The following is a 21,156-nucleotide window of genomic DNA, read 5'->3' as shown; positions in this document are numbered from 1 at the left end:
AATATGATTCGATTAGCTGTTCGTCGTCCTGTTAGTGTCGTGATGTGTGTCATATGTGTACTTCTCATTGGAGTTGTTACACTACGAGATATTCCAGTGGACTTATATCCTGAGATGGAGAATCCAGTTGCAACGGTTACAGCAAAGTATGACAACATCACGCCACAAGATATGCAAACGCTCGTAACAGAACCGCTCGAGAAGCAAATTGCAACGGTAAAAGGTGTAGATACAATTACTTCGACAACAGATAGTGGCACCTCGAGAATAAGGGTAACGTTTGCGAATTCAGTTGACTATGATGAGTCTGTTAATGAATTACAACAGCTAATGTCAAAAGCTGTCAGGCAGCTTCCGAGTGGAATAGATGTCCCAACTGTTTCACAATCAGATACAAACGCTACACCAATAATTACACTTGGTCTAGTTGGTAAGGATACATCAAGTTTGCAACAAATAGCAACCGACTTAACTGTGAATTTTGAAAGTATTGATGGTGTAGCAGGTGTTTCAGTTGATGGAGGAAATTCAAGTGAGCTAGAAGTTACGGTAAATACGACATTATTAAAGCAATACGGGTTAACGACAGATGATGTTGTGAATGCCATTAAACAAAAAAATAGTGCTCAAACAGTTGGTTCTGTTCCAAAAGGTGATGAAGAGATTCAACTACGTGTAGATGGTGAATATAAGTCAATTGAGGAAGTAGGGAATACAGCAATTAATTTGGCAGATGGTCAAAGCATAACAGTCAATGATGTTGCTGAATTAAAAGAAACAACAAGTGATAGTGAAGTTATTACGAAAATTAATAATGAACAAGGTGTAGTATTTTCAATTTCGAAACAATCGGGTAGTAACACTGTTGAAATTGTTGATAGCGTATATGACACAATTGATGAGATTCAACCTGAACTAGATGAGGGTGTTAGTCTGATCGTTGTTGATGATCAATCTACGTTTATTCGAAATGCAATAAGTGGTGTGGTGATGAGTTTAATTATCGGAGGAACCTTCGCGGTGTTAGTCCTGTTATTCTTCTTAAGAAGCGTGCGGGCAACGACGGTTATAGGGTTAGCAATTCCGTTTGCAATCGTCTCAACATTTATTTTAGTGCAATTTTCTGGACAAACATTTAACATCATCACACTATCAGGATTAGCACTCGGAATAGGAATGATGGTTGATAGTTCAATCGTTATTTTAGAGAACATTATGAAATACAAGCAAGAAGGGCTTTCTTCAAAGCAAGCCGCAATTAAAGGAGGATCAGAGCTCGTCTCAGCAGTTATTGCTTCAACAACGACAACACTAGTTGTATTTCTACCGCTTATTTTAATTGATAGTGGTCAGATATCAGACCTTTTCTTGCCGTTGGCACTTGTAATCTCATTCTCATTAGCAGCTACATTAGTTGTATCAGTTACGTTAGTCCCGATGGTAGCATCGAAAATTTTGAAAGAAGGCAAAAATCTTAAATGGTTTAAAGAACCAAAATGGATGCAAGTTTCTATTGCAATTTATGATAAGTTATTGCGAATGAGTTTACAAAAACGACTTATTGTTGCACCACTAATTATTATTGTTACAGTTGTGAGTGCCTTTTTCATCACAAAGTTAGAAGTGGACACATTCCCAAGATCAGAAGAGTCGAAAATTACTATCTCTGCCCGCTTTAATGATGGAACAGAGTTAGAGAAAGTAGAAGATTATGAAGCTCAATTACAAGAAATCTTAAGCAATTATGATGATGTAATCGAGTTGCAACAGACAACAATACAATCGTCTAGTATTAGTTCAACATTGCAAATAGTAGGTGAGGGTGAGCGAGATCAGGAACTTAGTGAAATCTCTACATCTCTTCAAGAAGATTTGAAGCAAATTGTTGGAGCGAATTTCACAATAGGTCGTTCAAGACGTGGGGCAGGTGGAACAGGATCGGATGTACAAATGACTGTTACTGGTCCAGAGCAGGAAGTTCTAAACACACTAGTAGAACAACTTGAGCTTATGCTGTCACGAAATACTTCAATTGAAAATGTTGAGGTACCAAGTGTGAGTGGAAAACCTCAATATACTATTCAAGTTGATGATGTACTTGCTGCAAAATATGGACTTACGCAAAATCAAGTTATGGAGCAATTAAACACAGTATTTAATGGAATTGATGTGACAAAGGTTACTGAGGATGGAAAGGATTATAATGTCGTTGTAAAAGTGCCAGAATCAGATTCTGATAGTATTTCAGATTTGCAAAATTTCATTCTAAAATCAGCAAACGGTAACTCGATTGCACTATCAAATGTTGCTACGCTGGAGGAAACATTAGGGCCAGTATCAATCCAACGAGAAGATTTACGACAAACGTATACTGTTACAGCAGATGTTTCAGATAATACAAATCAGACACAAATAAATCAATGGGTGAATCAACTAATCGAACAAATCCCGATACCAGAAGGTTATGAGATTGAGATGGGTGGTACTAGACAGCAATTTGATGAATCTTCAGGTGACCTTATTTTATCAGTTGCCTTGGCAGTCTTTCTCGTCTATACGGTAATGGCAATTCAATTTGAATCTTATTTGTATCCATTTATCGTTATGTTCTCTCTACCTACAACGATTATTGGAGTTGTTGGAGGATTATGGATTACTCGTTTGCCGCTAAGCTTCCCTGTATTCATTGGGATGATCATGTTAGCTGGAATTGTAGTTAATAATGCAATTGTACTTGTTGATTATATTAATCAGTTATGGAAAAGAGGAATGGACAGAGATGCAGCCATTCTTGAGGCTGGTAGAACCCGTTTAAGGCCTATTTTAATGACAACGATAACGACTGTTCTGGGGATGGTTCCTATTGCCATTGGAATTGGTGAGGGGAGTGAGACACAACAACCAATTGGGGTTGTCATGGTCTTCGGATTATCAACTTCAATGTTTTTCACATTAATTTTTGTCCCTGTTATGTATACGTTGATAGATGATTTAAATGAGCGACTTAAGAAGCTTTTTTACCGAAAGAAAGTGAAGGTTGAATCATTAGAGACTTATTCTGAATAGAGAGGTGCTTTTAATAATGAAGAAATGGAAAGTTAGTCTTGGGGCACTATTATTGATACCGACAGTTACCATTCATGCTAGTGAATTAAGGACATTACCAATGGATGAGGCGGTAGAAGGGATTATTCTAAATGATCTAAATCTTCAATTATATCAAAATGATACTGAAGAGCTATCAAATGCTGCACGTCAATATCAAAGTGAATTTTCAAGTGAACTAGAAGATTTACAAGAAGTGCAAGATGAATTTAATGAAAAGACAGCATATTGGAAGGCTGAATATTCAGCTTATCAACAATTATATCAATATTTGAAGACGAAGGAATCGCTTAGCATAAAAGAAGAAAGTTTAACGATAAGCCTAACTGAATTAGATTTGCTAGAAAAAAAACTCGTTGAGGGATATGCTTCAGAACAAGATATCATTCAGTTAGAAATGAACATTGCTAATGCAGAACTTGCAGTGGAATCAGATAAAAAACAACTTAACGAAATGAAATTCTCATTAAATCAAGCACTTAATTTAGAGATTCTTGATTCACTTGAAATCATCGAGGTTGATGATGTTCAGCGTTTGTCTACTTCATCATATGATGCCGAGCCGTTAGCAGATCAAATGATGAGAACTCATGAATCGCTTATTCCATTGCATACGACTGTGCAAACGTATGAGGATATTGTGGATGATGCAGAGAATTTATCATTAGTTAATAATGAATCATTTGTTAACAACATTGAACAAGCAGAGTCAGAAATTGAGCAGATTGAAGCCGAGCTTAGTTCTCTCGATCCAGAAGATCCTACAAGAGCTGAATTAACACAACGATTACAGCTTGCAAATGAGACGTTATTAAGAGCTGAAGCAGCTTATTCGGATGCAAAACGAGAACGTAGTGAAGCGGAAGACGATCTAAAAGAATATTATGATCAACAAATTGATAAAGCCAATATCAACGTAGTTCAACAAATGAACCAACTAGAGTTGAAGGCGTATGAATATGAAGAAGAGTTTGAATTTCTTCATAAGAAATGGGATATGCTTGAGCAACAAGTTATTCAACAAGAACAATTATATAAACAAAAAGTTGTTCAATTTGAAGAAGGCGACCTAACCCCAACTGACCTTGAGAAAGCTAGACTTGAAGTAGTAGATAAAAAGAATGAATTAATGAATACACAATATGATTATGCGTTATTGAAAGAGGAGTTCCGATTATTTACAGAAGGATATTTACCTAAATAAATGATGGAGATGATAAAGATGAAGAGAACTTTGAGAAATAAGGTTGTTATTGGAGTAATAGCTGGTTCAATGATTTTAAGTGGATGTGGAAATGTAGAAACAGCTGAAACGTCGGAAATGATTATTGATGAATCAACAAATGGAATGAAAAGAAATCAATCAAAAGGTGAAATGGGTCAACGAAATCAAGGAGAAAAATTAACAGAAATCATTAATGAATATGCTCCCGAGCTATTAGAAGAATATGAATCTGTCATGAATGAACGCAAACAATTAGCACAGAATGGAAACGTAGAGCAAGCAGAGCAACGTTCACGTATGAATCCGATGAGTGACGAGCTTAAACAAGCAATAGAATCAGAAGATGAAGAGCAGATCAAACAAGAGTTAACGAACTTAATTGCTGATATGAAATTACAGGTTGAAGAAATGAATCAAGATAATAACTGATAGCTATAAAATAAAGAGATAAATAGTTATTTAGAAACTAATGTTGTGTTTTTAAGTCTAAAGTGTTATAGTAATTGAGCGATGAGCTAATTGTGTAAGACGAAAGATTTGCATTTTGCAAAACGTATGAATGTGGTCATACGGTCTTTTCGCGACAAACGCCAAGGCGCCTGACCAGGACAGGCGCCTTTTTAATTTTTAAAAATACTATTTGATATAAAATAAGCTACTTTTATTGATTCCTTCTTTATAGCTAATTTAACTTCTCTTCACTACGATTTCCCTGTTCTTATTTCTTTTTACGATAGGTTTTACAATGATTTAAAAAGGTTTTTCATGCTATGATAGAAAATTTGTGGAATGCCAGAACACAAAAGCTTCCGATCCAATCACTTTTATTTGATACGCTACCCTAGAATATTATCACAAATAAGAAAGTGTAAAGAATAAACCACTCTGTTCTAGTATCGTAAAGAGTGGTTTATCTAAAATATGCTCTAATTAAGTTTTATTAGTGTTAATTATTGTACACTAAATGGTTGGTCTGAATATGATGGAGCACAATGGTGTGGACGATTGATGAAGTATATAGCTTTTTCATTCCAAATAACTTCATGTCCGAACACGTTTTTCCCAAGGCTATCATCGGTTATTTGACAATTCATTTGGTATATACTTTCTGCTTCATTTGGAGCCCAAGGTATGCGATAATATTTGCCTTTTTTATTACGTGTCCATAAGTTGTTTATCAGCGTCTTATCAAACTTTGTATTTTCTGATGACCCATCTAACTCTACAGTGAATCTGTTTTCTCCTGATGTTACAATTATATTGGCATTTTCACCATTTTTTGAAAGAGACATGTCGCCAACATCTGTATTATAGTTGTCTGACATTGACAATATCCAAAGCATAGAGCGTGGTGTTTGTGCTTTGACAGCTAAATAGTCACCATTTCCCTTATCCAATAACCAGGCTGCTTCTGGATATTTGATGTTTACTAATGGTAAATTCCACGGTTTCATATTCTCTATTCTAACGACCATTAAAGCACAACCCACTCTATTGTCTTCGACTTGTTGAAACGAAAAATCACTTCCTGCTAACTCTATGGCTTTCTCTTTTGGCAAACTTCCCTTTAGAAAAAAACCATTTGTTTCTAATCCTTGATAGACATATTTACTGTTGTCATTTTTTTTACTCAAATTATCTCCTCCTGAAATAATGTGCAATATATCGCAATTCGAGATGTATACAAAAACAGATAAAATTCCCGGAATATTCACTTAAATATTACTTACCATGTATTTTTCATTAATGAAATTATTGATTTTGAAGCTCCTTAGAATTGTAATCTTCAGAATTGACACGTTTAAAGTATACACATTTGTGTAATGTCTTGATCTGAAGTATAATAATGAAAATTTGTATGGTCAATAGAATTTTAAAAGTATACACATACCCTATACAGATGTGTATTATATGAGGAGTTTGATATGAAAGAGACTAAGAATGAGTTGTCTAAACGATCTCAGCGTTTGATTAGAGAAGCGCTAATCGAACTTTTGAAGGAAAAAAGTTATAAGAATATAACAATTAAAGACATAGTACAGCGAGCTGAATTAGCAAGAAAAACTTTTTATTTAAACTATGAATCGAAAGAAGAAGTAATTAGTCATCATATTGCATTACTTTATGAAAAACAACTTAATGATTTCAACGATGATATAGATCCTATCAATTACATTATGGACACATATCTACGTATTTGGAATGAAAATATAGACTTGATTATATTGCTAAAAAATCAAGAATTATCAGGCCTACTACGAATCTTAGAAAAAGAAATTGAAAATGTCGGCCATAAAATGCATTGCAAGGCATTCATGAACCTAAGTGAGGTATCACATTTTTATGCATCTTCATATTATGCAGGTGCTATGTTAAGTATTCTGGATAAATGGGTTGATACCGGCATGAAGGAAAATATTGAAACGATTAGAGAAGTTTTCTTTGAATTGATGAGGTTTAGATTACCAACTTCTTCAATATAATGATCTGATATATCTTATACAACTGTAGCGATGTGTTTTTATCGTATTAGGAGATACATCTCGTTCTGCTCTCGCCTGTATAATATCGAGATGATCTTTTAACAATGGTATAAAGTTCAAATATTACGGTGTAATTTTAATTTATATAAAAAAAGATAGTAGGGACATTCAACCCTTACTATCTTTACTACTAATATTTATGTGTCTTTAACTAATAGGTAGTTTTTTAGTTATCAGAAATAACTTTTTTTACGAGTGCAACAAATTGATGAATATCTTCTTCAGTCGTATCAAATGATGCCATTAGTCGAACTTGTGACAATGCTTTTGACCATACTGCTACATAATAGTTTTCTTGAATTTTTGTGAGATATTGTTCAGGAATCGAGATAAAGATCGCATTAGATTCTACTTTCTCTACAAATGTGATTTCAGAAATTTTCTCTAATTCATTTGCTAATAGACGGGTCATGTCATTTGAGTGTTTTGCGTTATCATACCATAAGTTATCGGAGAGATAAGCTTCAAACTGAGCACCAATAAATCGCATTTTTGACCCTAATTGCATACCTTGTTTTCTAACAAAAGGAAATGTAACAGCGTGTTCTTTATTGAAGAAAATGACCGCTTCACCAATCATTAAGCCATTTTTTGTACCACCGAATGATAAGATATCGACACCTACATCAGCGGTAATCTCTTTCAAGCTTGTCCCTAAGCTGGCAGCTGCATTTGATAACCTTGCACCATCCATATGGAGCAAAAGTCCATTCTCATGCGCTACATCAGCGATTGCTTTTATTTCATCAGGTGTATAAACTGTTCCAAGCTCAGTTGTTTGTGAAATCGAGACGACTTTTGGTTGGCTACGGTGAGGGTTTCCGACACTATGTAAGCTCTTCTTAATATCTTCAACGCTAATTTTCCCCTCGTATGTTGGTAACAAGATGAGTTTACTACCAGTGGATTTTTCAAATGCACCACATTCATCTTCATTAATGTGAGCGGTGTGTGCACATAGAATCGATTGGTAGGATGTTGTGACGGCTTGAAGTCCAAGTACGTTTGCACCTGTACCATTAAAGACGAAGAAAGCATCAATATTTTCTCCGAAGTGCTCTTTCAATTTACTAATACCAGCTTGCGTGTATTTGTCATCACCATATGCTGGAGCGTGATCTATATTTGCTACGCCAATTGCTTCTAAAATTGTTGGATGAATACCTGAGTGGTTATCACTAGCAAAGCTTTTTTTGTTTATCATAATTAATCAATTCCTTTGTAGTAAATGTTTATAAAATTCATCGTATCATGTTAAATAGTAAATGAGTACAATTTCGTTTAATTATAATCAAAGGAGGGATGTTAATGCAAAGGTGTAACTGGGTAACTAAAGATCCGCTTTATATTGATTATCATGATAATGAGTGGGGTATTCCAATTTATGATGATCGATTGTTGTTTGAGTATTTAAACCTTGAAGGGGCTCAAGCAGGTCTTAGTTGGTATACAGTTTTGAAAAAACGTGAGAACTATCGAATAGCTTTTGACCAATTTGAACCAGCAAAGATTATTACATATGATGAGCAGAAAGTAGAAGAGCTTATGAATAATGAAGGGATTATTCGAAATAGAAGGAAGATAGAAGCTGTTATAAAAAACGCACATTGTTATTTTGATGTTGTAAATGAATTTGGGTCATTTAGTCGGTATATTTGGTCTTTTGTTGATCATAAACCAATCCAGAATCATTTTAAGGATTTAGAAGAAGTGCCTGTCTCTACAGCGATTAGTGAAAAACTAAGCAAGGATTTGAAAAAGCGAGGGTTTAAGTTTGTAGGACCAACAATTTGTTATGCGTTCATGCAAGCTGTTGGTATGGTCAATGATCATCTTTTGTCGTGTATATGTTATCAAAATGAGGAGTAAAGGACGATGAAGGAGTTTTTGAAATAGATAGGGCAATATCATCATTACCCTATCTTCTTTCTTATTATATTTAATAGAAATACGGAGGATAGAAGCGTCTAATACCATAGAAAGGAAAGCGACGTCTTCTGAAGTAACGAAATCTACCAGGGAAGCCATAGCCACCAAATCCATATCCGAATCCAGGCCCAAACCCACCATAACCAAATCCAGGGCCGAAGCCAAATTGACGATCGTTTCCATTTCCATTACCTGCATTATTTTCAGCTTGTTCTTCATCACCAGCAGGAACAAGTAAATAAACATGTTCACCATCTATTTCTTCGATAATTCCATCGATCGTCTTACCATCTTTCAACTCTACCATCACATAATTAAGCATGTGTTCTTTAACGTAGTCTTTTAATTTTTTGTGGTTATCATGGTGTGGCATCATTCCGTTATTCATCATGCCATTATTTATTGTGCCTGCGTTAGGCATTTGATTATTCATCATACCATTGTGGGGCATTTGGTTATTCATCATTCCATTATAAGGCATTTGATGATGTGCCATTCTATAATTATGCATTCTAATATCAATCCTTTCCTCAAGCTCACTGACATCATATGCATATACTAGGTGTTTGTTACAAATATCAATAACGTTCGTTATGGTTTTAAGCATCAAATAGTCGTTAGTAAATGAAAGCATAATTGATTGTCCATTACAAAAAAAACAGGCAACCAATTTCACCATTGGTTGCCTGTTTTTTTTAAGATTTCTTCATGTTATTACGTTTCAAAATTTCCTCAGACACTACAAAGGCGAGGTCATCATTTCCAAATAGGGATAAGACATTAAGCAATGTTTGATCAGATATTTCGCCAGCTTCTTCTTTTGAGACGGTTAAGTTTATGCTTTGTTGAAGTGCTACATTGTCATGTTGATTAGGATAGGCACGTGTATAGATTTCTTCAGGGTTAAGGTCATGATTGATACACCATTGTGCAAAAATGAGAATCATCATATTTTCATCACGTGTATAGTTATCTATAATTTGTTTTTCTAGGTCTGTAGGTTTCATCTTAAAGTCTCCTTGAAAAAAGGTATTATTAGTCCATTTTAACGTATTATTTATGTCATTTGAATTGTTATGTTAATCAATACATTTTATCTTAAAGAAAAAAATGGTGATTTATTGATTTTTGTTATAAATTGTAAATTTTATACTAAATGACTGTTTTTTTCTTGTTTAGCTGGATTCATTAGAAGGTCATTTTTTACACATACTACTTGTAGTAGTTGGAGGTGACCGAATGAAGCTTTTAGGTTTAACCCTTTTTTTTATGTTTGCAAATCAGCTTAGTGTTCAAGCTCACTTAACGATAACATATGATGAGAAGCCTTTAATTTCGATTAATAGGCAAAGCTTTTTCACATCGGTTCTAGGAAATGACACGTTTGATTATGAGTTATATAAACAGTTTGAGAATAAGTTAGAGAAGATGGCATATAAGGAACCTGTGAATGCAAAGATTAACAATCAAAATGAAATTATACAAGGGGAAACAGGGACAATTCTTAATCGAAAGAAGCTTAATGAACAATTTCATGCTTATTATTTTGGGAAAGGTCCAGCTACCATTGAACTGCCTATATATCTAATTAATCCAAAAGTGGATAGTGAATTACTTGCAAATATTCGTACGAACCTAATTGGGCAGTACATAACATATTATAATTCGTACAATAAAGAACGTTCACATAATATATTTTTGGCAGCTCAAGCTATTAATAATCACGTTGTATTCCCAAATGAAGAATTTTCATTTAACCAAGTTGTAGGGAAGAGAACAAAAGAGAAGGGATATATGCCTGCACCAGAAATTGTAAGAGGTGAAATGATAGAAGGTATAGGCGGTGGCATATGCCAAGTGTCATCTACTTTGTATAATGCAGTTGACCATGCAGGAGTTCAGATTGTAAAAAGATATTCACATAGTAAACGGGTTCCATATGTTCCACTTGGAAGAGATGCGACAGTTAGTTGGTATGGACCTGATTTTGCATTTAAGAACATTTACAATCAACCTATCCTTATTCGTGCTTTTGCACAACATGGAAGGATGATTATTAAAGTCTTCTCATCTGATGATATTGATATACAAACAAGTGAAGACAGTTAATAAAATGAAACAGAAGCCTGAATCAGTAGGAGGAGCACAATGAAAAGGAGCATGGCGGTTATTTTTGCATTGCTTATAATATTTGGCCTTTCTGGATGTAATACTGATAACGGACAATCAACTAACAAAAAAACAAGCAATGTAGATATAGAAACAGAATTAACGAATGAAGCGATGAAGGTTATAACAGCTCTAAAGAACAAAAACATGGAAGAACTATCAACATATGTACATCCTGTGAAAGGGCTGTTATTTTCTCCGTATTCGTTTATTGACACAAATACACTGGTTTTTAAGAAAGATGAAATTCCCCCATTGTTATATGACGTAAACAAGTACGTTTGGGGATTGGAGCATGGAAGTGGTCTTCCGATTAACCTTACATTTAGTCAGTATTTTGAGAGGTTTGTATTTGATAAAGATTATACTATTTCAAGTGAGGTAACGTTTGATCAAGATGTACAAAGAGGGAATATGAACAAGAATATTAAAGAAATGTACTCAGATGCACATGTTGTAGAATATTACCATGAAGGTACAGGTGATAATAAAGAGTTCTCTTGGAGTAGTTTAAATGTCGTCTTTCAAAAAGATGCTGAAAATCGTTGGAGGTTAGTAGCACTTGTACATGATCAATGGACAATATAGGGATTGTGAAAGAATAATTTTGCAAAGAAAGTTATTGTATTCGTTAAACAAGCCATCCGAAGATTGTACTTCGGATGGCTTGTTTAACTTTGTGAAAAACTTCTAGCTATCGATGTGATTTTTATAACAAATACAGAGCTAACTAATTAGTAATGTCCTATTATCAATTGTGTTATTTTTCAACAAATACAAATTATTTGATACTATCCGTGATGAAATTTGATTCCTAAACTTAACAAGGTGAAATTATTGACATTGATAATCATTATCATATAAAATTATAGATGAGAATAGATTTCAATTAATGTTTTTTAATTATATAGGCTTCTATCGCAAATAGTTATTATTCATTCTAATTGATAGTAATTTATACGTGATAATTAGTAGGAGGGATTTGGAATGGCAAGTATTCTAATTGTTTATGCTAGTATGTCAGGCAATACAGAGGAGATTTTAGATGTTATTAAGGGAAGATTAGAGGAGTTAAATCATGATGTTACAGTTGAAGAAATTGAAGATATTGAGGCTGAATCTATGTTAAATTATGATGCAGTATTATTAGGCTCTTATACATGGGGCGATGGAGAGCTTCCATATGAAACAGAGGACTTCTATGATGAGTTGGATGTTGTAGACATATCAGGTAAACCAGTTGCTGTCTTCGGTTCGGGTGATACAGATTATCCGAAATTTTGTGAAGCGGTTGATATTTTTGAATTTAAACTTAAAGAATGTGGAGCTGAACTTATTCAACAAGGTTTGAAAATAGAGTTAGCACCAGAGTCAGAAGAAGATAAGAAAAAGTGTATAACATTTGCAGAGAATGTATCTACTTTTTTTGAGACAAAAATTGATATATAAAGTCGATAGTTTGATACTATAGTAACCATTAACTTCTATACAGAAAATGTATATTGTATGTGTCAGTCATTACTTACTTATTTGAAATAACCATCAGTGAAGGGTGGATGGTCCCACTGATGGTTATTTCATTATAAGATGTATGATTTTTAATGAGGAACACATCATCATTTTAACCGTTATATGACGGAAGGGTTAGTATAGAGCTCTTTATGTTTTGTTCGTATCAAATAAATGAATTAGTTAGACTTTATTAGTCATTAAATTATTATGCACAAGGTTTCTACCTCTTTTTTGCTTTTCCACCACATCCACATCCCTTTTTTCGTGTTCCAGCGCTAGTTCTTGTATTAGTGGTGTTCTTTCTTCTCGGTGTGTTTGAATGATTCAAACGTCTATTTGGCATATGATTTTCACTCCCTTTAGTAAAATAGCCTTCTATTTATATCGTAATTGTTAACAAGCTGACCAGACTTTGGTCAGCTTGTTTAAAAATCCTCAGAAGTTATGAAATTAATTCAACACTAGCATCTCTTATAATGAACAGTCATGCAAAGTTTTCCACAGCAAATTGTACCCGGATCATCACCTTGGCGGCATCGCACGGCAACACATGTAAGGTTGTTGAATGTTTTAGAGAATGATTGCCCTTCATCAATTGTTACAACCGGTGTATCATGTCTTTCACAGTCATTTACAAATATTTCGACATCACGACAAGCATTTTCTACTAATATCGTAACTGTACCGAATGGCTGAATAACGTCTGGATCTGCTTCCCAAAGAATTACTGGATCGTTATCAGTACCTGTTACACAATCAGCTTCCCAGTTTGAACACAATTCATCTTTAACGATTGGACGATCAGGACAACAACCACTACCCATACGAACAACTCCTTTTAATTCTGTTTTTTGAAAAAGATCAAAGTTTTAGAGGAATTATTTACTATAGTTCCTTTAATAATTTTCCTTTTCCCTTCTTCTTGTACTATTAGATGCTTCTTTACCTTTTTTTGTATAGGCAATGGCTTAAAGTTAACTGCCTATTTTTATTCGTAACAAAAAACAATTTCATTGAAAGAGAAGGGGCCTAGTACGTTATTTTCATGTCTTTCATAATATGAATATAATGAAAGAAGGAGTGATGCATGTGTATGGATACTAAGATAATACGCCATAAGCAATGTATAAGGGTCGATAAGGTCTATGACTGGATAACTCAACAAATTAAGATTGAAAAGAATGAAATTTTAAAAGTAAAAACCGTTCAAGATGAGGTTTGTGCAAACTTTTGTATTCATAATAAAGGAAAGACATCGGTCTTATGGCAAGCAGAAGAGAAGATTCATCCAAGTGGGACGTTAACCGTTTGTATAGATAAAGGAAGCATTGATGTTATTGTAAATGGGATACAAATCTTCACACTAAGTGAAGGTGAATCGCGTTCGATTACATTAAGTAATATAAAAGTATTAGAAGTGAGGTGTGTTGAGGACTGTGAACTATGCGCTGGACGATTTGTATTAAGTTTGAATTATCAAATCAGTCAGTTTAATAATATTAAAGAAGTTAGCTGTATACTCACTGATGAGTATGGAAATCCAGTTAATCCATACGATGATGGTGCAATCATATGTGAGGAAATATCTGATCCGAACAATAGAGAGAATATTAACATTACACTTCCAGATGGTGACATTGTCACACTTCAAATTGTTGAGTTATTAATAAGGGGATTTATTGTAATTGAAATTGTTGATGATAACGGTAAGAAGCAATGCCCTTGCCCAATTCCTTTTAATTCAATAGAACAAGTTGTACTTTGTGCACCGATTGGAACAAAAGTGGATTGCGAAATTACTGACTTCACATGTAGAGCAATTCTTGTACCGACTAAAGCAAAAGAAGATACAATATGCCATGAAGTCATAATATCCATTTCTATTTGTGAAAATATCCAATCGATAGCAAAAGTTAAAATAGAACTTGATGGTGCTATTTGTAAACAGCGGGAAGAGATTAAAACGAAGCTATGTCGAATAAATCAAATCCCTGATAGCTGCTCGACTGTTTTTAAATAAATTCAATTCATAAAGATAGAGTTGTTTTCATATGAACAGCTCTTTTTTTATTTAGATAGGTCAAATTGTTGAATTGTTGAAATGTAACAAATGTTGATGATCCGTGTTTGATTCATTCCTTACTTTAGTTAAACGAACTGTACCTTTTCCAATAACTACTCCTTTCAGATGTAATACGATATTGTATGTCATTTTAAAATGACTTGTATAATGAAAATGTACAAGAAAGAGACAAAAGGGCTATTGATTGGGTATTTAATTCAATAAAAATTAATTGCTTGAATTGTTAGATAATACTGATTTATCTTACTAGTGGAACTTTTTGTAAGCTATTGTCTGTGACACAATTCACACATATAATATAGATGAATGACAGAGATGCCATTCCATACTAATTATAGGAGGAATTGGATATGTTCGATTTTTTGAAACGAAATCAACAAAAGAAGTCTGTTAATCGTAGCATTAGTGTTGAGGAATTTAATCGATTGGAATCAAAGCACACAGTTGTTAATGATTATTATCAAAAATATGGCTTGCCATTATAATAGAAGAAACATGGATATTAACGGTTATCATATTGATAACCGTTTTTTTTTTCGTTGAAGGAATGTACCTGAATAGAAGTATGTAATAATATGTACAATTTTCATTCGATAATTGATATCAAATCAAAATTAAATACGTTTGTTTTATGATTGAAATCATGAAAGAATGTCTATATTGGAAAAATAACAAAAGGAGGACAACTGTGCAGTTAATTGTATCGCAAACGTACGTTAATGTTGTTAGGATGATTGAAAACAATGTGCAACAGTATATCGAAAATGAAGAAGTAATATCTTTGTATTCGGATAGAATTATAACTCACACAGATGAGTTTTACTTAATGAATGTATTTGATATTTCTTATCGAAGTATGGCATCAAACTCTGGGTTTTTATATTTACATACGAATAAAGGTGTTTTTTCATACCATGTAAAATCCAACCCTAATCGTTTTATAAATGAATTTAAAAAAATGAAATAAGTTTTGTGTATTATAAAGGTGAATCTTTTTGCATTTCACGATTATCTCACATTTTCTTGTTATAGTGAGCTTATTGATGGAATTAAACGTATAGAAAGAAGGAAAGATGTATGAAAAAATTATTAGTCGTGTTATTTTCAGCTCTACTCGTTATTAGCGGATGCGCTCAGGAGAAGCAAGAGAGTTCTTCTGAAGAAGAAGTACCTGTACGATTAGATGTTGCCATCGAACTCCCATCAGATGATATTCAGCTAGAGCAAGAAGTTACCATTAAGGCAATTGTTTCACAAGGCGATGAAATGGTCGAAGATGCGGATGATGTTAAGTTTGAAATTTGGAAATCAGGTCAAGATGAACATGAGATGATCGATGGTAACAATGTTGGTGGTGGCGAATATAATGTTTCCAAATCATTTACTGAAGAAGGTACATATTACGTAATTGCCCATGTGACAGCACGTAAAATGCATACTATGCCTAAACAAGAATTTGTTGTCGGTAACCCAGATCCAAAAGAAGATACAATGATGTCTGAAGAACATGATGGCGAGATGGAAGGTAATAAGGAACATGGCGATGACACTCATGTTGAAATGGAAAGCCAAGCGGTACACGGAGATACCCATGAAAATAGCTTAATGATACACCATCAAATTGATGACAATATGAAAGCTACAGAACCAGTTACGTTAAGGACTCATCTCCAACATAATAATATGCCATTAACTGATGCAAAAGTTCGTTTTGAAGTGTGGATGAATGATGAGGATATGCATGAGTTTATTGATGCAACTGAAGGCACAGAAGGTGAGTATACAGCAGAAAATACATTTGAACAAGCTGGAATGTATCATGTAGTCGTTCATGTTGAGAAGGGTGATATACACGATCATAAAGAGGAAATGATTGAGGTTAAGTAAAAACATCCATCAGTTGAGGAAATTCTCCAACTGATGGATGTTTTATTTTATCACGTTTTCACTGACGCTAAGTCTGCCACTTCAAAACTAAAAAAAGTCAATAAAGTATAATTATGAGATAGAGCGTCGATAATTACTTAATTAGTAGAACTTCATTGTTCGGTTAAAATTAAAGGACCGTCTTTTGTAATGGCTAACGTATGTTCATATTGTGCAGAATACATCCCGTCAACAGTTCTTGCTGTCCAACCATTGGAATCCATAATGCTGTACCATGTTCCTTCATTCACCATTGGTTCAATTGTAATGACCAATCCTTCTTTTAGACGTACTCCTTTTCCTGCTGTACCGAAATGGGGGATCTTTGGATCCTCGTGTATCGTTGGTCCAATTCCATGAGCTGTAAAGTCTCGTACAACTGAGAAGTTTTCTGATTCAACATATGATTGAATTGCATGACCAATATCACCAATTCGGTTTCCACTTTGTGCTACTTCAATTCCTTTGTACAGAGCCTGTTCTGTTACTTGTAGTAGTCGTTTCCTATTCTCGGAAATATCACCAACTACGTATGTCCAAGCAGAATCAGCTAATCCACCATTTAAATTAACGACCATATCAATTGTAACAATGTCACCATTGTTTAGAGGTTCGTTCCTTGGGAAACCATGACAAATTTCGTCGTTTATAGAGGCACATGTAGCAAATGGATATCCGTGAAAACCTTTTTGTTCAGGAGTTGCTCTATGTTCTTTTAAATATTGTTCAACAAAATCATTAATGGCCATCGTTGATATTCCTGGCTTAATCATGTTGGCAATTTCCTTATGACAGGAAGCTAATAGCTTGCCTGCTTCACGCATTTTCTGAATTTCTCTGTCTGATTTTAATGTTATCAATTTGTTCACCACCTAGAAAAATTCCGTATTAACAGTATATTCGTTCATTTGTGTTTTGATAATAATATGAGATGATCTTAAAAGTATTTATTATGTATGAATGGTTAAATATTTGGAGCAATTTGTAATCATCACGAACTTTTAATAACATTGATGTAGAGGTTATAATATTATTTTTAAATAGTAATATATAAGCCGATTTGTTCAGTCTAGCAGTTTATTTTGTTAATTAATGTAAAGTGTGCGATTTCCTATATGTGGATATTGTTTTTTTAGAATTATTTTATTAATTAAATTTTAGCCTAATTAGGATTAAAGTATGATAGACTATCAGTGTAAAGAGTTAATATCATATTAAATAATTTCACTACAATATTGAGTGACGATGTGAATGTATGCGTATTCAAAAACAGGATAGGCATTATAGTTGTCTATTCATAAGTTGTTCATCGTATAGTGCCTCTGTTTATCTTATGGTATTAATTCTAAAATCTATCATCATGGGAGGAATCCTCTTTGAAAAAGAATAAAAAAGCACTTATTACGACATCAGCTGTAGCGTTAGGAATGATGTTATCTCCGTTATCATCTTTTCCAGCAAATGCTGCGGAGAAAGATATAGTTAAGCTACGAGTATTAGAAACAACTGATATTCATACGAATTTAGCAAACTATGATTATTATAAAGATAAAGAAATTAATGAATATGGTTTAATTAAAACAGCAAACCTAGTAAAACAAGCTCGTGAAGAAGCGAAAAATAGCCTTTTATTTGATAATGGAGATCTACTGCAAGGTAATCCACTAGGAGATTATGTAGCGAAAGTAGATGTACTTGAAGAGGGAGAAACACACCCAGTATATAAAGTAATGAATCAAATGGATTATGATGCAGCAAATATCGGGAACCATGAGTTCAACTTCGGATTGGATTTTCTACAACGAAGCCTTGATGGATCAGAGTTCCCTTATATAAATGCAAACGTATATATTGATGATCAAGATGATGATCCAAATAACGATGAGCATTATTTCACACCTTACGAAATTCTAGAGCGTACGGTTGTTGATGAAGATGGTGAAGAGCATACAATCAAAGTTGGTGTAATTGGTTTTACTCCACCACAAATTCTTCAATGGGACAAGCAAAACCTTGAAGGCAAAGTAATTGCAAAAGATATTGTTAAGACAGCTGAAAAATACGTGCCTCAAATGAAAGAAGAAGGCGCTGATGTAATTGTTGCGATTCCTCACTCTGGAATTGGTACAGTGACACAAGAAGAGTTTGAAGAAAATGCAACATACGATTTAACAAAAATTGATGGTATTGATGCTGTATTGTTTGGTCACTCTCATTCTGTATTCCCAAGTGCTGAATATGCAGATTTAGAAGGAGCAGACATTGAAAAAGGTACAATTAACGGAACAGCAGCAGTTATGCCTGGTTATTGGGGCAGTCACGTTGGTGTTGTTGACTTAGTGTTAGAGAAGGATGAAAACGGTAAGTGGGCAGTTACTGATGCTCAAACAGAAGCACTTGGAATCGTTGATGCAGATGGTAATCCAACGGTTGAAGCTGATCAAGAACTATACAAAGCAATTGAAGAAGACCATCTAGCAACAATTGATTATGTACGTGGACCTGTTGGTGAAACTACAGCACCAATTAACAGCTATTTCGCAGTAGTTCAAGATGATCCTTCGATCCAAATTGTAACAAATGCTCAAAAATGGTATGTAGAAAAGTATACGCAAGGCACTGAGTACGAAGGAATTCCTGTATTATCTGCTGGTGCTCCATTTAAAGCAGGTGGTCGTGGTGGTGTAGATTATTACACGGATGTACCAACTGGAACAATTGCCATTAAGAACGTTGCTGATCTTTATCTATATCCAAACACATTAAAAGCAGTATTAATGAACGGTTCAGAAGTAAGAGAATGGCTTGAAATGGCGGCAGGGCAATTCAATCAGATTGACCCAAGTAAAGGGGAGCAAGCGCTTATTAACGAAGAATTCCGTTCGTATAATTTTGATGTGATTGACGGTGTAACATATGAAATTGATATTACACAACCTGCTCGTTATGACTTAGATGGTGTGATTCAAAATTCAGATGCTCAACGTATCGTAAATTTAGAGTATAATGGAGAGCCTGTAACAGAAGATCAAAAATTCATCATAGCAACAAATAACTACCGTGCAGGTGGTGGTGGTGATTTCCCTGGATTTGAACAAGCAAATATCGTTGTTGATTCTCCAGATGAAAACCGTCAAGTTGTAATTGATTATATTCGTGAAGAAGGAACAATTAATCCTGCAGCAGACCAAAACTGGTCATTTGCACCTGTTTCCCAAGATGTAACGGTAACATTTGAAACATCTCCAGAAGCACAAAAGTATTCTAAAGATATCGATGGTGTGGATTATGTTGAAACACTTGATAGTGGTTTTGCAAAATATAGCTTAGCACTACCAGTAGCTCAAATGGATGATACGAACAAAGATAAAGAAGCAAAACCAACAGAAAAACCTAATAAAGATAAAGACAAAAACAAAGACAAAGACAAAGACAAGAATAAAGAACAAACTACTAAGCCAAATAAGGACAAGAAATATACAGTTAAAAAGGGAGACACGCTCTCACATATCGGTAAAGAATATGGTGTGGCATGGCAAGAGATTGCTAAATATAACAATCTTGAAAACCCACATTTAATCTTAGTTGGACAAAAGATTCTAATCCCTGTAAAATAATAAAAAATAGAAGCTGACATATGAGTCAGCTTCTATTTTTTATTATAGTATTTCAGAATATATGTACATAGATGAGAGAATGAATTGAAAAGGTGTTGACTATGAAAACATTTATCGTAATTGGAGCGGGAATCGTAGGTGCTTCAACTGCGTATCACTTAGCAAAAGAAGGTGCTAGAGTTACGATAGTAGACCGTCATGATCGAGGTCAGGCTACAGAAGCAGCAGCCGGAATTGTCTGCCCGTGGTTATCACAGCGACGGAATAAAAGGTGGTATCGTCTAGTAAAAGGTGGAGCGAGATATTACACTACTCTAATTGATGAATTAGAGAAAGCTGGTGAGACACGAACAGGATATGCCAAAGTAGGTGCGATGAACATCTATGCTGATGAGGCAAAGGTTGATAAGATGTTGAAAATTGCCTATGAACGTCGACAAGATGCACCAGAGATAGGGGAAATTACAAAGTTATCACCGGCTGAGACTCAAGCTATATTTCCCCCTTTATCAGCTGAATATGGGGCTATTCACGTAAGTGGTGGTGCACGTGTTGACGGTGCTGCATTACGAGATGCACTAATCCGTGGTGCGCAAAAAAATGGAGCTAACTTCATGCGTGGAGATGCGTCACTAATATTTGAAGATTCAAAAGTAACTGGTGTGAAAGTGAACGAGAAGTCCCATTATGCTGAGCAAGTATTGATTACAGGAGGGGCATGGGCTAAGGAGCTATTAGAACCACTTGGTATGAACTTTCAAGTGACTGCACAAAAGGCACAAATCATTCATTTATACTTACCTAACGAAGATACGAGCCGTTGGCCTGTCGTGAAACCACCGAATGACCAGTATTTATTAACATTTTCAGATGGGAAAGTCGTCATTGGTGCAACCCATGAGAATCATGTAGGCTTTGATATTCGACCTACGTTAGGTGGAATGAATGAAGTCATGAATAAAGCGTTACAAATAGCCCCTGGGTTAGAAAATAGTACATATGTTGAAACAAAAGTAGGTTTTAGACCATTCACACCAGTTACTTTTG

At 34.5% G+C, this 21,156-nt stretch carries 21 protein-coding genes; 14 read left to right on the top strand and 7 right to left on the bottom strand.

Going from position 1 to position 21,156, the window contains the following annotated elements; genetic code table 11:
- The first annotated feature begins 3 nt into the window (after positions 1 to 3).
- The 3 genes from BFG57_RS15020 to BFG57_RS15010 are packed head-to-tail and all read left to right on the top strand — an operon-like array spanning position 4 to position 4,759.
- Complete coding sequence (locus BFG57_RS15020) at positions 4 to 3,066, top strand: efflux RND transporter permease subunit (RefSeq protein WP_245676774.1); 3,063 nt, start codon at positions 4 to 6, stop codon at positions 3,064 to 3,066.
- 16 nt (positions 3,067 to 3,082) lie between these two features.
- A complete protein-coding gene (locus BFG57_RS15015; protein WP_069718306.1) occupies positions 3,083 to 4,309 on the top strand; it encodes a TolC family protein in 1,227 nt (408 codons plus the stop codon).
- Positions 4,310 to 4,327: 18 nt separating this feature from the next.
- A complete protein-coding gene (locus BFG57_RS15010) occupies positions 4,328 to 4,759 on the top strand; it encodes a hypothetical protein (RefSeq protein WP_069718305.1) in 432 nt (143 codons plus the stop codon).
- A gap of 521 nt (positions 4,760 to 5,280) precedes the next feature.
- On the opposite strand, the gene BFG57_RS15005 is transcribed toward BFG57_RS15010, so the two are convergent.
- Positions 5,281 to 5,964, bottom strand: coding sequence for a hypothetical protein (locus BFG57_RS15005; protein WP_069718304.1), 684 nt, complete (start codon positions 5,962 to 5,964; stop codon positions 5,281 to 5,283).
- A gap of 291 nt (positions 5,965 to 6,255) precedes the next feature.
- Here BFG57_RS15005 and BFG57_RS15000 point away from each other — a divergent pair, with 291 nt between their 5' ends.
- The gene (locus BFG57_RS15000; RefSeq protein WP_069718303.1) at positions 6,256 to 6,813 is read left to right on the top strand and encodes a TetR/AcrR family transcriptional regulator; all 558 of its coding nucleotides are present in this window, start codon (positions 6,256 to 6,258) and stop codon (positions 6,811 to 6,813) included.
- Between the two features lie 226 nt (positions 6,814 to 7,039).
- Here BFG57_RS15000 and BFG57_RS14995 read toward each other — a convergent pair whose 3' ends face one another.
- Positions 7,040 to 8,077 carry a threonine aldolase family protein gene (locus tag BFG57_RS14995; RefSeq protein ID WP_069718302.1) on the bottom strand — a complete coding sequence of 346 codons (1,038 nt, stop codon included), beginning with the start codon at positions 8,075 to 8,077 and terminating at the stop codon, positions 7,040 to 7,042.
- Positions 8,078 to 8,181: 104 nt separating this feature from the next.
- On the opposite strand from BFG57_RS14995, the gene BFG57_RS14990 reads away from it, so the two are divergent.
- Positions 8,182 to 8,742 (top strand): DNA-3-methyladenine glycosylase I, encoded by a 561-nt coding sequence (locus BFG57_RS14990; protein ID WP_069718301.1) that lies wholly within the window; start codon positions 8,182 to 8,184, stop codon positions 8,740 to 8,742.
- 70 nt (positions 8,743 to 8,812) lie between these two features.
- Here the strand turns inward: BFG57_RS14990 and BFG57_RS18475 are convergent, their stop codons facing one another.
- Positions 8,813 to 9,298: a hypothetical protein gene (locus BFG57_RS18475; protein ID WP_139125161.1), complete on the bottom strand. Its 486-nt coding sequence runs from the start codon at positions 9,296 to 9,298 to the stop codon at positions 8,813 to 8,815.
- A 199-nt stretch (positions 9,299 to 9,497) separates the two neighbouring features.
- Complete coding sequence (locus tag BFG57_RS14980) at positions 9,498 to 9,809, bottom strand: hypothetical protein (protein WP_069718300.1); 312 nt, start codon at positions 9,807 to 9,809, stop codon at positions 9,498 to 9,500.
- Between the two features lie 232 nt (positions 9,810 to 10,041).
- Between BFG57_RS14980 and BFG57_RS14975 the strand changes: the two genes are divergently transcribed.
- From BFG57_RS14975 to BFG57_RS14965, 3 genes are all read left to right on the top strand, one after another.
- Complete coding sequence (locus BFG57_RS14975) at positions 10,042 to 10,911, top strand: VanW family protein (protein WP_069718299.1); 870 nt, start codon at positions 10,042 to 10,044, stop codon at positions 10,909 to 10,911.
- Positions 10,912 to 10,950: 39 nt separating this feature from the next.
- Entirely contained in the window at positions 10,951 to 11,559 is a 609-nt protein-coding gene (locus tag BFG57_RS14970) for a hypothetical protein (protein WP_069718298.1), read from the top strand.
- Positions 11,560 to 11,958: 399 nt separating this feature from the next.
- Positions 11,959 to 12,420: a flavodoxin gene (locus tag BFG57_RS14965; RefSeq protein ID WP_069718297.1), complete on the top strand. Its 462-nt coding sequence runs from the start codon at positions 11,959 to 11,961 to the stop codon at positions 12,418 to 12,420.
- Positions 12,421 to 12,703: 283 nt separating this feature from the next.
- Here the strand turns inward: BFG57_RS14965 and BFG57_RS19485 are convergent, their stop codons facing one another.
- Positions 12,704 to 12,826 (bottom strand): hypothetical protein, encoded by a 123-nt coding sequence (locus BFG57_RS19485; protein ID WP_281186702.1) that lies wholly within the window; start codon positions 12,824 to 12,826, stop codon positions 12,704 to 12,706.
- Positions 12,827 to 12,944: 118 nt separating this feature from the next.
- Complete coding sequence (locus BFG57_RS14960; protein ID WP_069718296.1) at positions 12,945 to 13,307, bottom strand: DUF3992 domain-containing protein; 363 nt, start codon at positions 13,305 to 13,307, stop codon at positions 12,945 to 12,947.
- Positions 13,308 to 13,576: 269 nt separating this feature from the next.
- Here BFG57_RS14960 and BFG57_RS14955 point away from each other — a divergent pair, with 269 nt between their 5' ends.
- The 4 genes from BFG57_RS14955 to BFG57_RS14945 all read left to right on the top strand — a co-directional run bounded on the left by BFG57_RS14955 (position 13,577) and on the right by BFG57_RS14945 (position 16,453).
- Positions 13,577 to 14,503 (top strand): BMQ_0737 family morphogenetic spore coat protein, encoded by a 927-nt coding sequence (locus BFG57_RS14955; protein WP_175428367.1) that lies wholly within the window; start codon positions 13,577 to 13,579, stop codon positions 14,501 to 14,503.
- A gap of 413 nt (positions 14,504 to 14,916) precedes the next feature.
- Entirely contained in the window at positions 14,917 to 15,051 is a 135-nt protein-coding gene (locus BFG57_RS19480; protein WP_281186701.1) for a hypothetical protein, read from the top strand.
- Between the two features lie 203 nt (positions 15,052 to 15,254).
- On the top strand, positions 15,255 to 15,533 hold the full coding sequence (locus BFG57_RS14950) for a hypothetical protein (RefSeq protein ID WP_083249286.1): 279 nt from the start codon (positions 15,255 to 15,257) through the stop codon (positions 15,531 to 15,533).
- 110 nt (positions 15,534 to 15,643) lie between these two features.
- Entirely contained in the window at positions 15,644 to 16,453 is an 810-nt protein-coding gene (locus BFG57_RS14945; protein ID WP_069718293.1) for a FixH family protein, read from the top strand.
- Between the two features lie 152 nt (positions 16,454 to 16,605).
- Here the strand turns inward: BFG57_RS14945 and map are convergent, their stop codons facing one another.
- On the bottom strand, positions 16,606 to 17,352 hold the full coding sequence (map, locus tag BFG57_RS14940) for a type I methionyl aminopeptidase (protein ID WP_069718292.1): 747 nt from the start codon (positions 17,350 to 17,352) through the stop codon (positions 16,606 to 16,608).
- A gap of 567 nt (positions 17,353 to 17,919) precedes the next feature.
- On the opposite strand from map, the gene BFG57_RS14935 reads away from it, so the two are divergent.
- Both BFG57_RS14935 and BFG57_RS14930 read left to right on the top strand, forming a co-directional pair.
- Positions 17,920 to 20,109 carry a bifunctional 2',3'-cyclic-nucleotide 2'-phosphodiesterase/3'-nucleotidase gene (locus tag BFG57_RS14935; protein WP_425388525.1) on the top strand — a complete coding sequence of 730 codons (2,190 nt, stop codon included), beginning with the start codon at positions 17,920 to 17,922 and terminating at the stop codon, positions 20,107 to 20,109.
- Between the two features lie 101 nt (positions 20,110 to 20,210).
- Positions 20,211 to 21,156, top strand: a 946-nt coding sequence (locus tag BFG57_RS14930) for an NAD(P)/FAD-dependent oxidoreductase (protein WP_069718290.1), incomplete at its 3' end; no start/stop codon positions are given.

The sequence above is a fragment of the Bacillus solimangrovi genome, assembly GCF_001742425.1.
In the GTDB taxonomy this organism is placed as follows: domain Bacteria; phylum Bacillota; class Bacilli; order Bacillales; family Bacillaceae_N; genus Bacillus_AV; species Bacillus_AV solimangrovi.
Note: the sequence above shows the minus strand (reverse complement) of the source record. Positions and strands in the feature narration are given on the sequence as shown.

Excerpts from the sequence above, each read along its gene's own strand:
- BFG57_RS15020 (WP_245676774.1), top strand. The coding sequence starts at position 4 with ATGATTCGATTAGCTGTTCGTCGTCCTGTTAGTGTCGTGATGTGTGTC.
- BFG57_RS15015 (WP_069718306.1), top strand. The coding sequence starts at position 3,083 with ATGAAGAAATGGAAAGTTAGTCTTGGGGCACTATTATTGATACCGACA.
- BFG57_RS15010 (WP_069718305.1), top strand. The coding sequence starts at position 4,328 with ATGAAGAGAACTTTGAGAAATAAGGTTGTTATTGGAGTAATAGCTGGT.
- BFG57_RS15000 (WP_069718303.1), top strand. The coding sequence starts at position 6,256 with ATGAAAGAGACTAAGAATGAGTTGTCTAAACGATCTCAGCGTTTGATT.
- BFG57_RS14995 (WP_069718302.1), bottom strand. The coding sequence starts at position 8,077 with ATGATAAACAAAAAAAGCTTTGCTAGTGATAACCACTCAGGTATTCAT.
- BFG57_RS14990 (WP_069718301.1), top strand. The coding sequence starts at position 8,182 with ATGCAAAGGTGTAACTGGGTAACTAAAGATCCGCTTTATATTGATTAT.
- BFG57_RS18475 (WP_139125161.1), bottom strand. The coding sequence starts at position 9,298 with ATGGCACATCATCAAATGCCTTATAATGGAATGATGAATAACCAAATG.
- BFG57_RS14980 (WP_069718300.1), bottom strand. The coding sequence starts at position 9,809 with ATGAAACCTACAGACCTAGAAAAACAAATTATAGATAACTATACACGT.
- BFG57_RS14975 (WP_069718299.1), top strand. The coding sequence starts at position 10,042 with ATGAAGCTTTTAGGTTTAACCCTTTTTTTTATGTTTGCAAATCAGCTT.
- BFG57_RS14970 (WP_069718298.1), top strand. The coding sequence starts at position 10,951 with ATGAAAAGGAGCATGGCGGTTATTTTTGCATTGCTTATAATATTTGGC.
- BFG57_RS14965 (WP_069718297.1), top strand. The coding sequence starts at position 11,959 with ATGGCAAGTATTCTAATTGTTTATGCTAGTATGTCAGGCAATACAGAG.
- BFG57_RS19485 (WP_281186702.1), bottom strand. The coding sequence starts at position 12,826 with ATGCCAAATAGACGTTTGAATCATTCAAACACACCGAGAAGAAAGAAC.
- BFG57_RS14960 (WP_069718296.1), bottom strand. The coding sequence starts at position 13,307 with ATGGGTAGTGGTTGTTGTCCTGATCGTCCAATCGTTAAAGATGAATTG.
- BFG57_RS14955 (WP_175428367.1), top strand. The coding sequence starts at position 13,577 with ATGGATACTAAGATAATACGCCATAAGCAATGTATAAGGGTCGATAAG.
- BFG57_RS19480 (WP_281186701.1), top strand. The coding sequence starts at position 14,917 with ATGTTCGATTTTTTGAAACGAAATCAACAAAAGAAGTCTGTTAATCGT.
- BFG57_RS14945 (WP_069718293.1), top strand. The coding sequence starts at position 15,644 with ATGAAAAAATTATTAGTCGTGTTATTTTCAGCTCTACTCGTTATTAGC.
- BFG57_RS14935 (WP_425388525.1), top strand. The coding sequence starts at position 17,920 with ATGATGTTATCTCCGTTATCATCTTTTCCAGCAAATGCTGCGGAGAAA.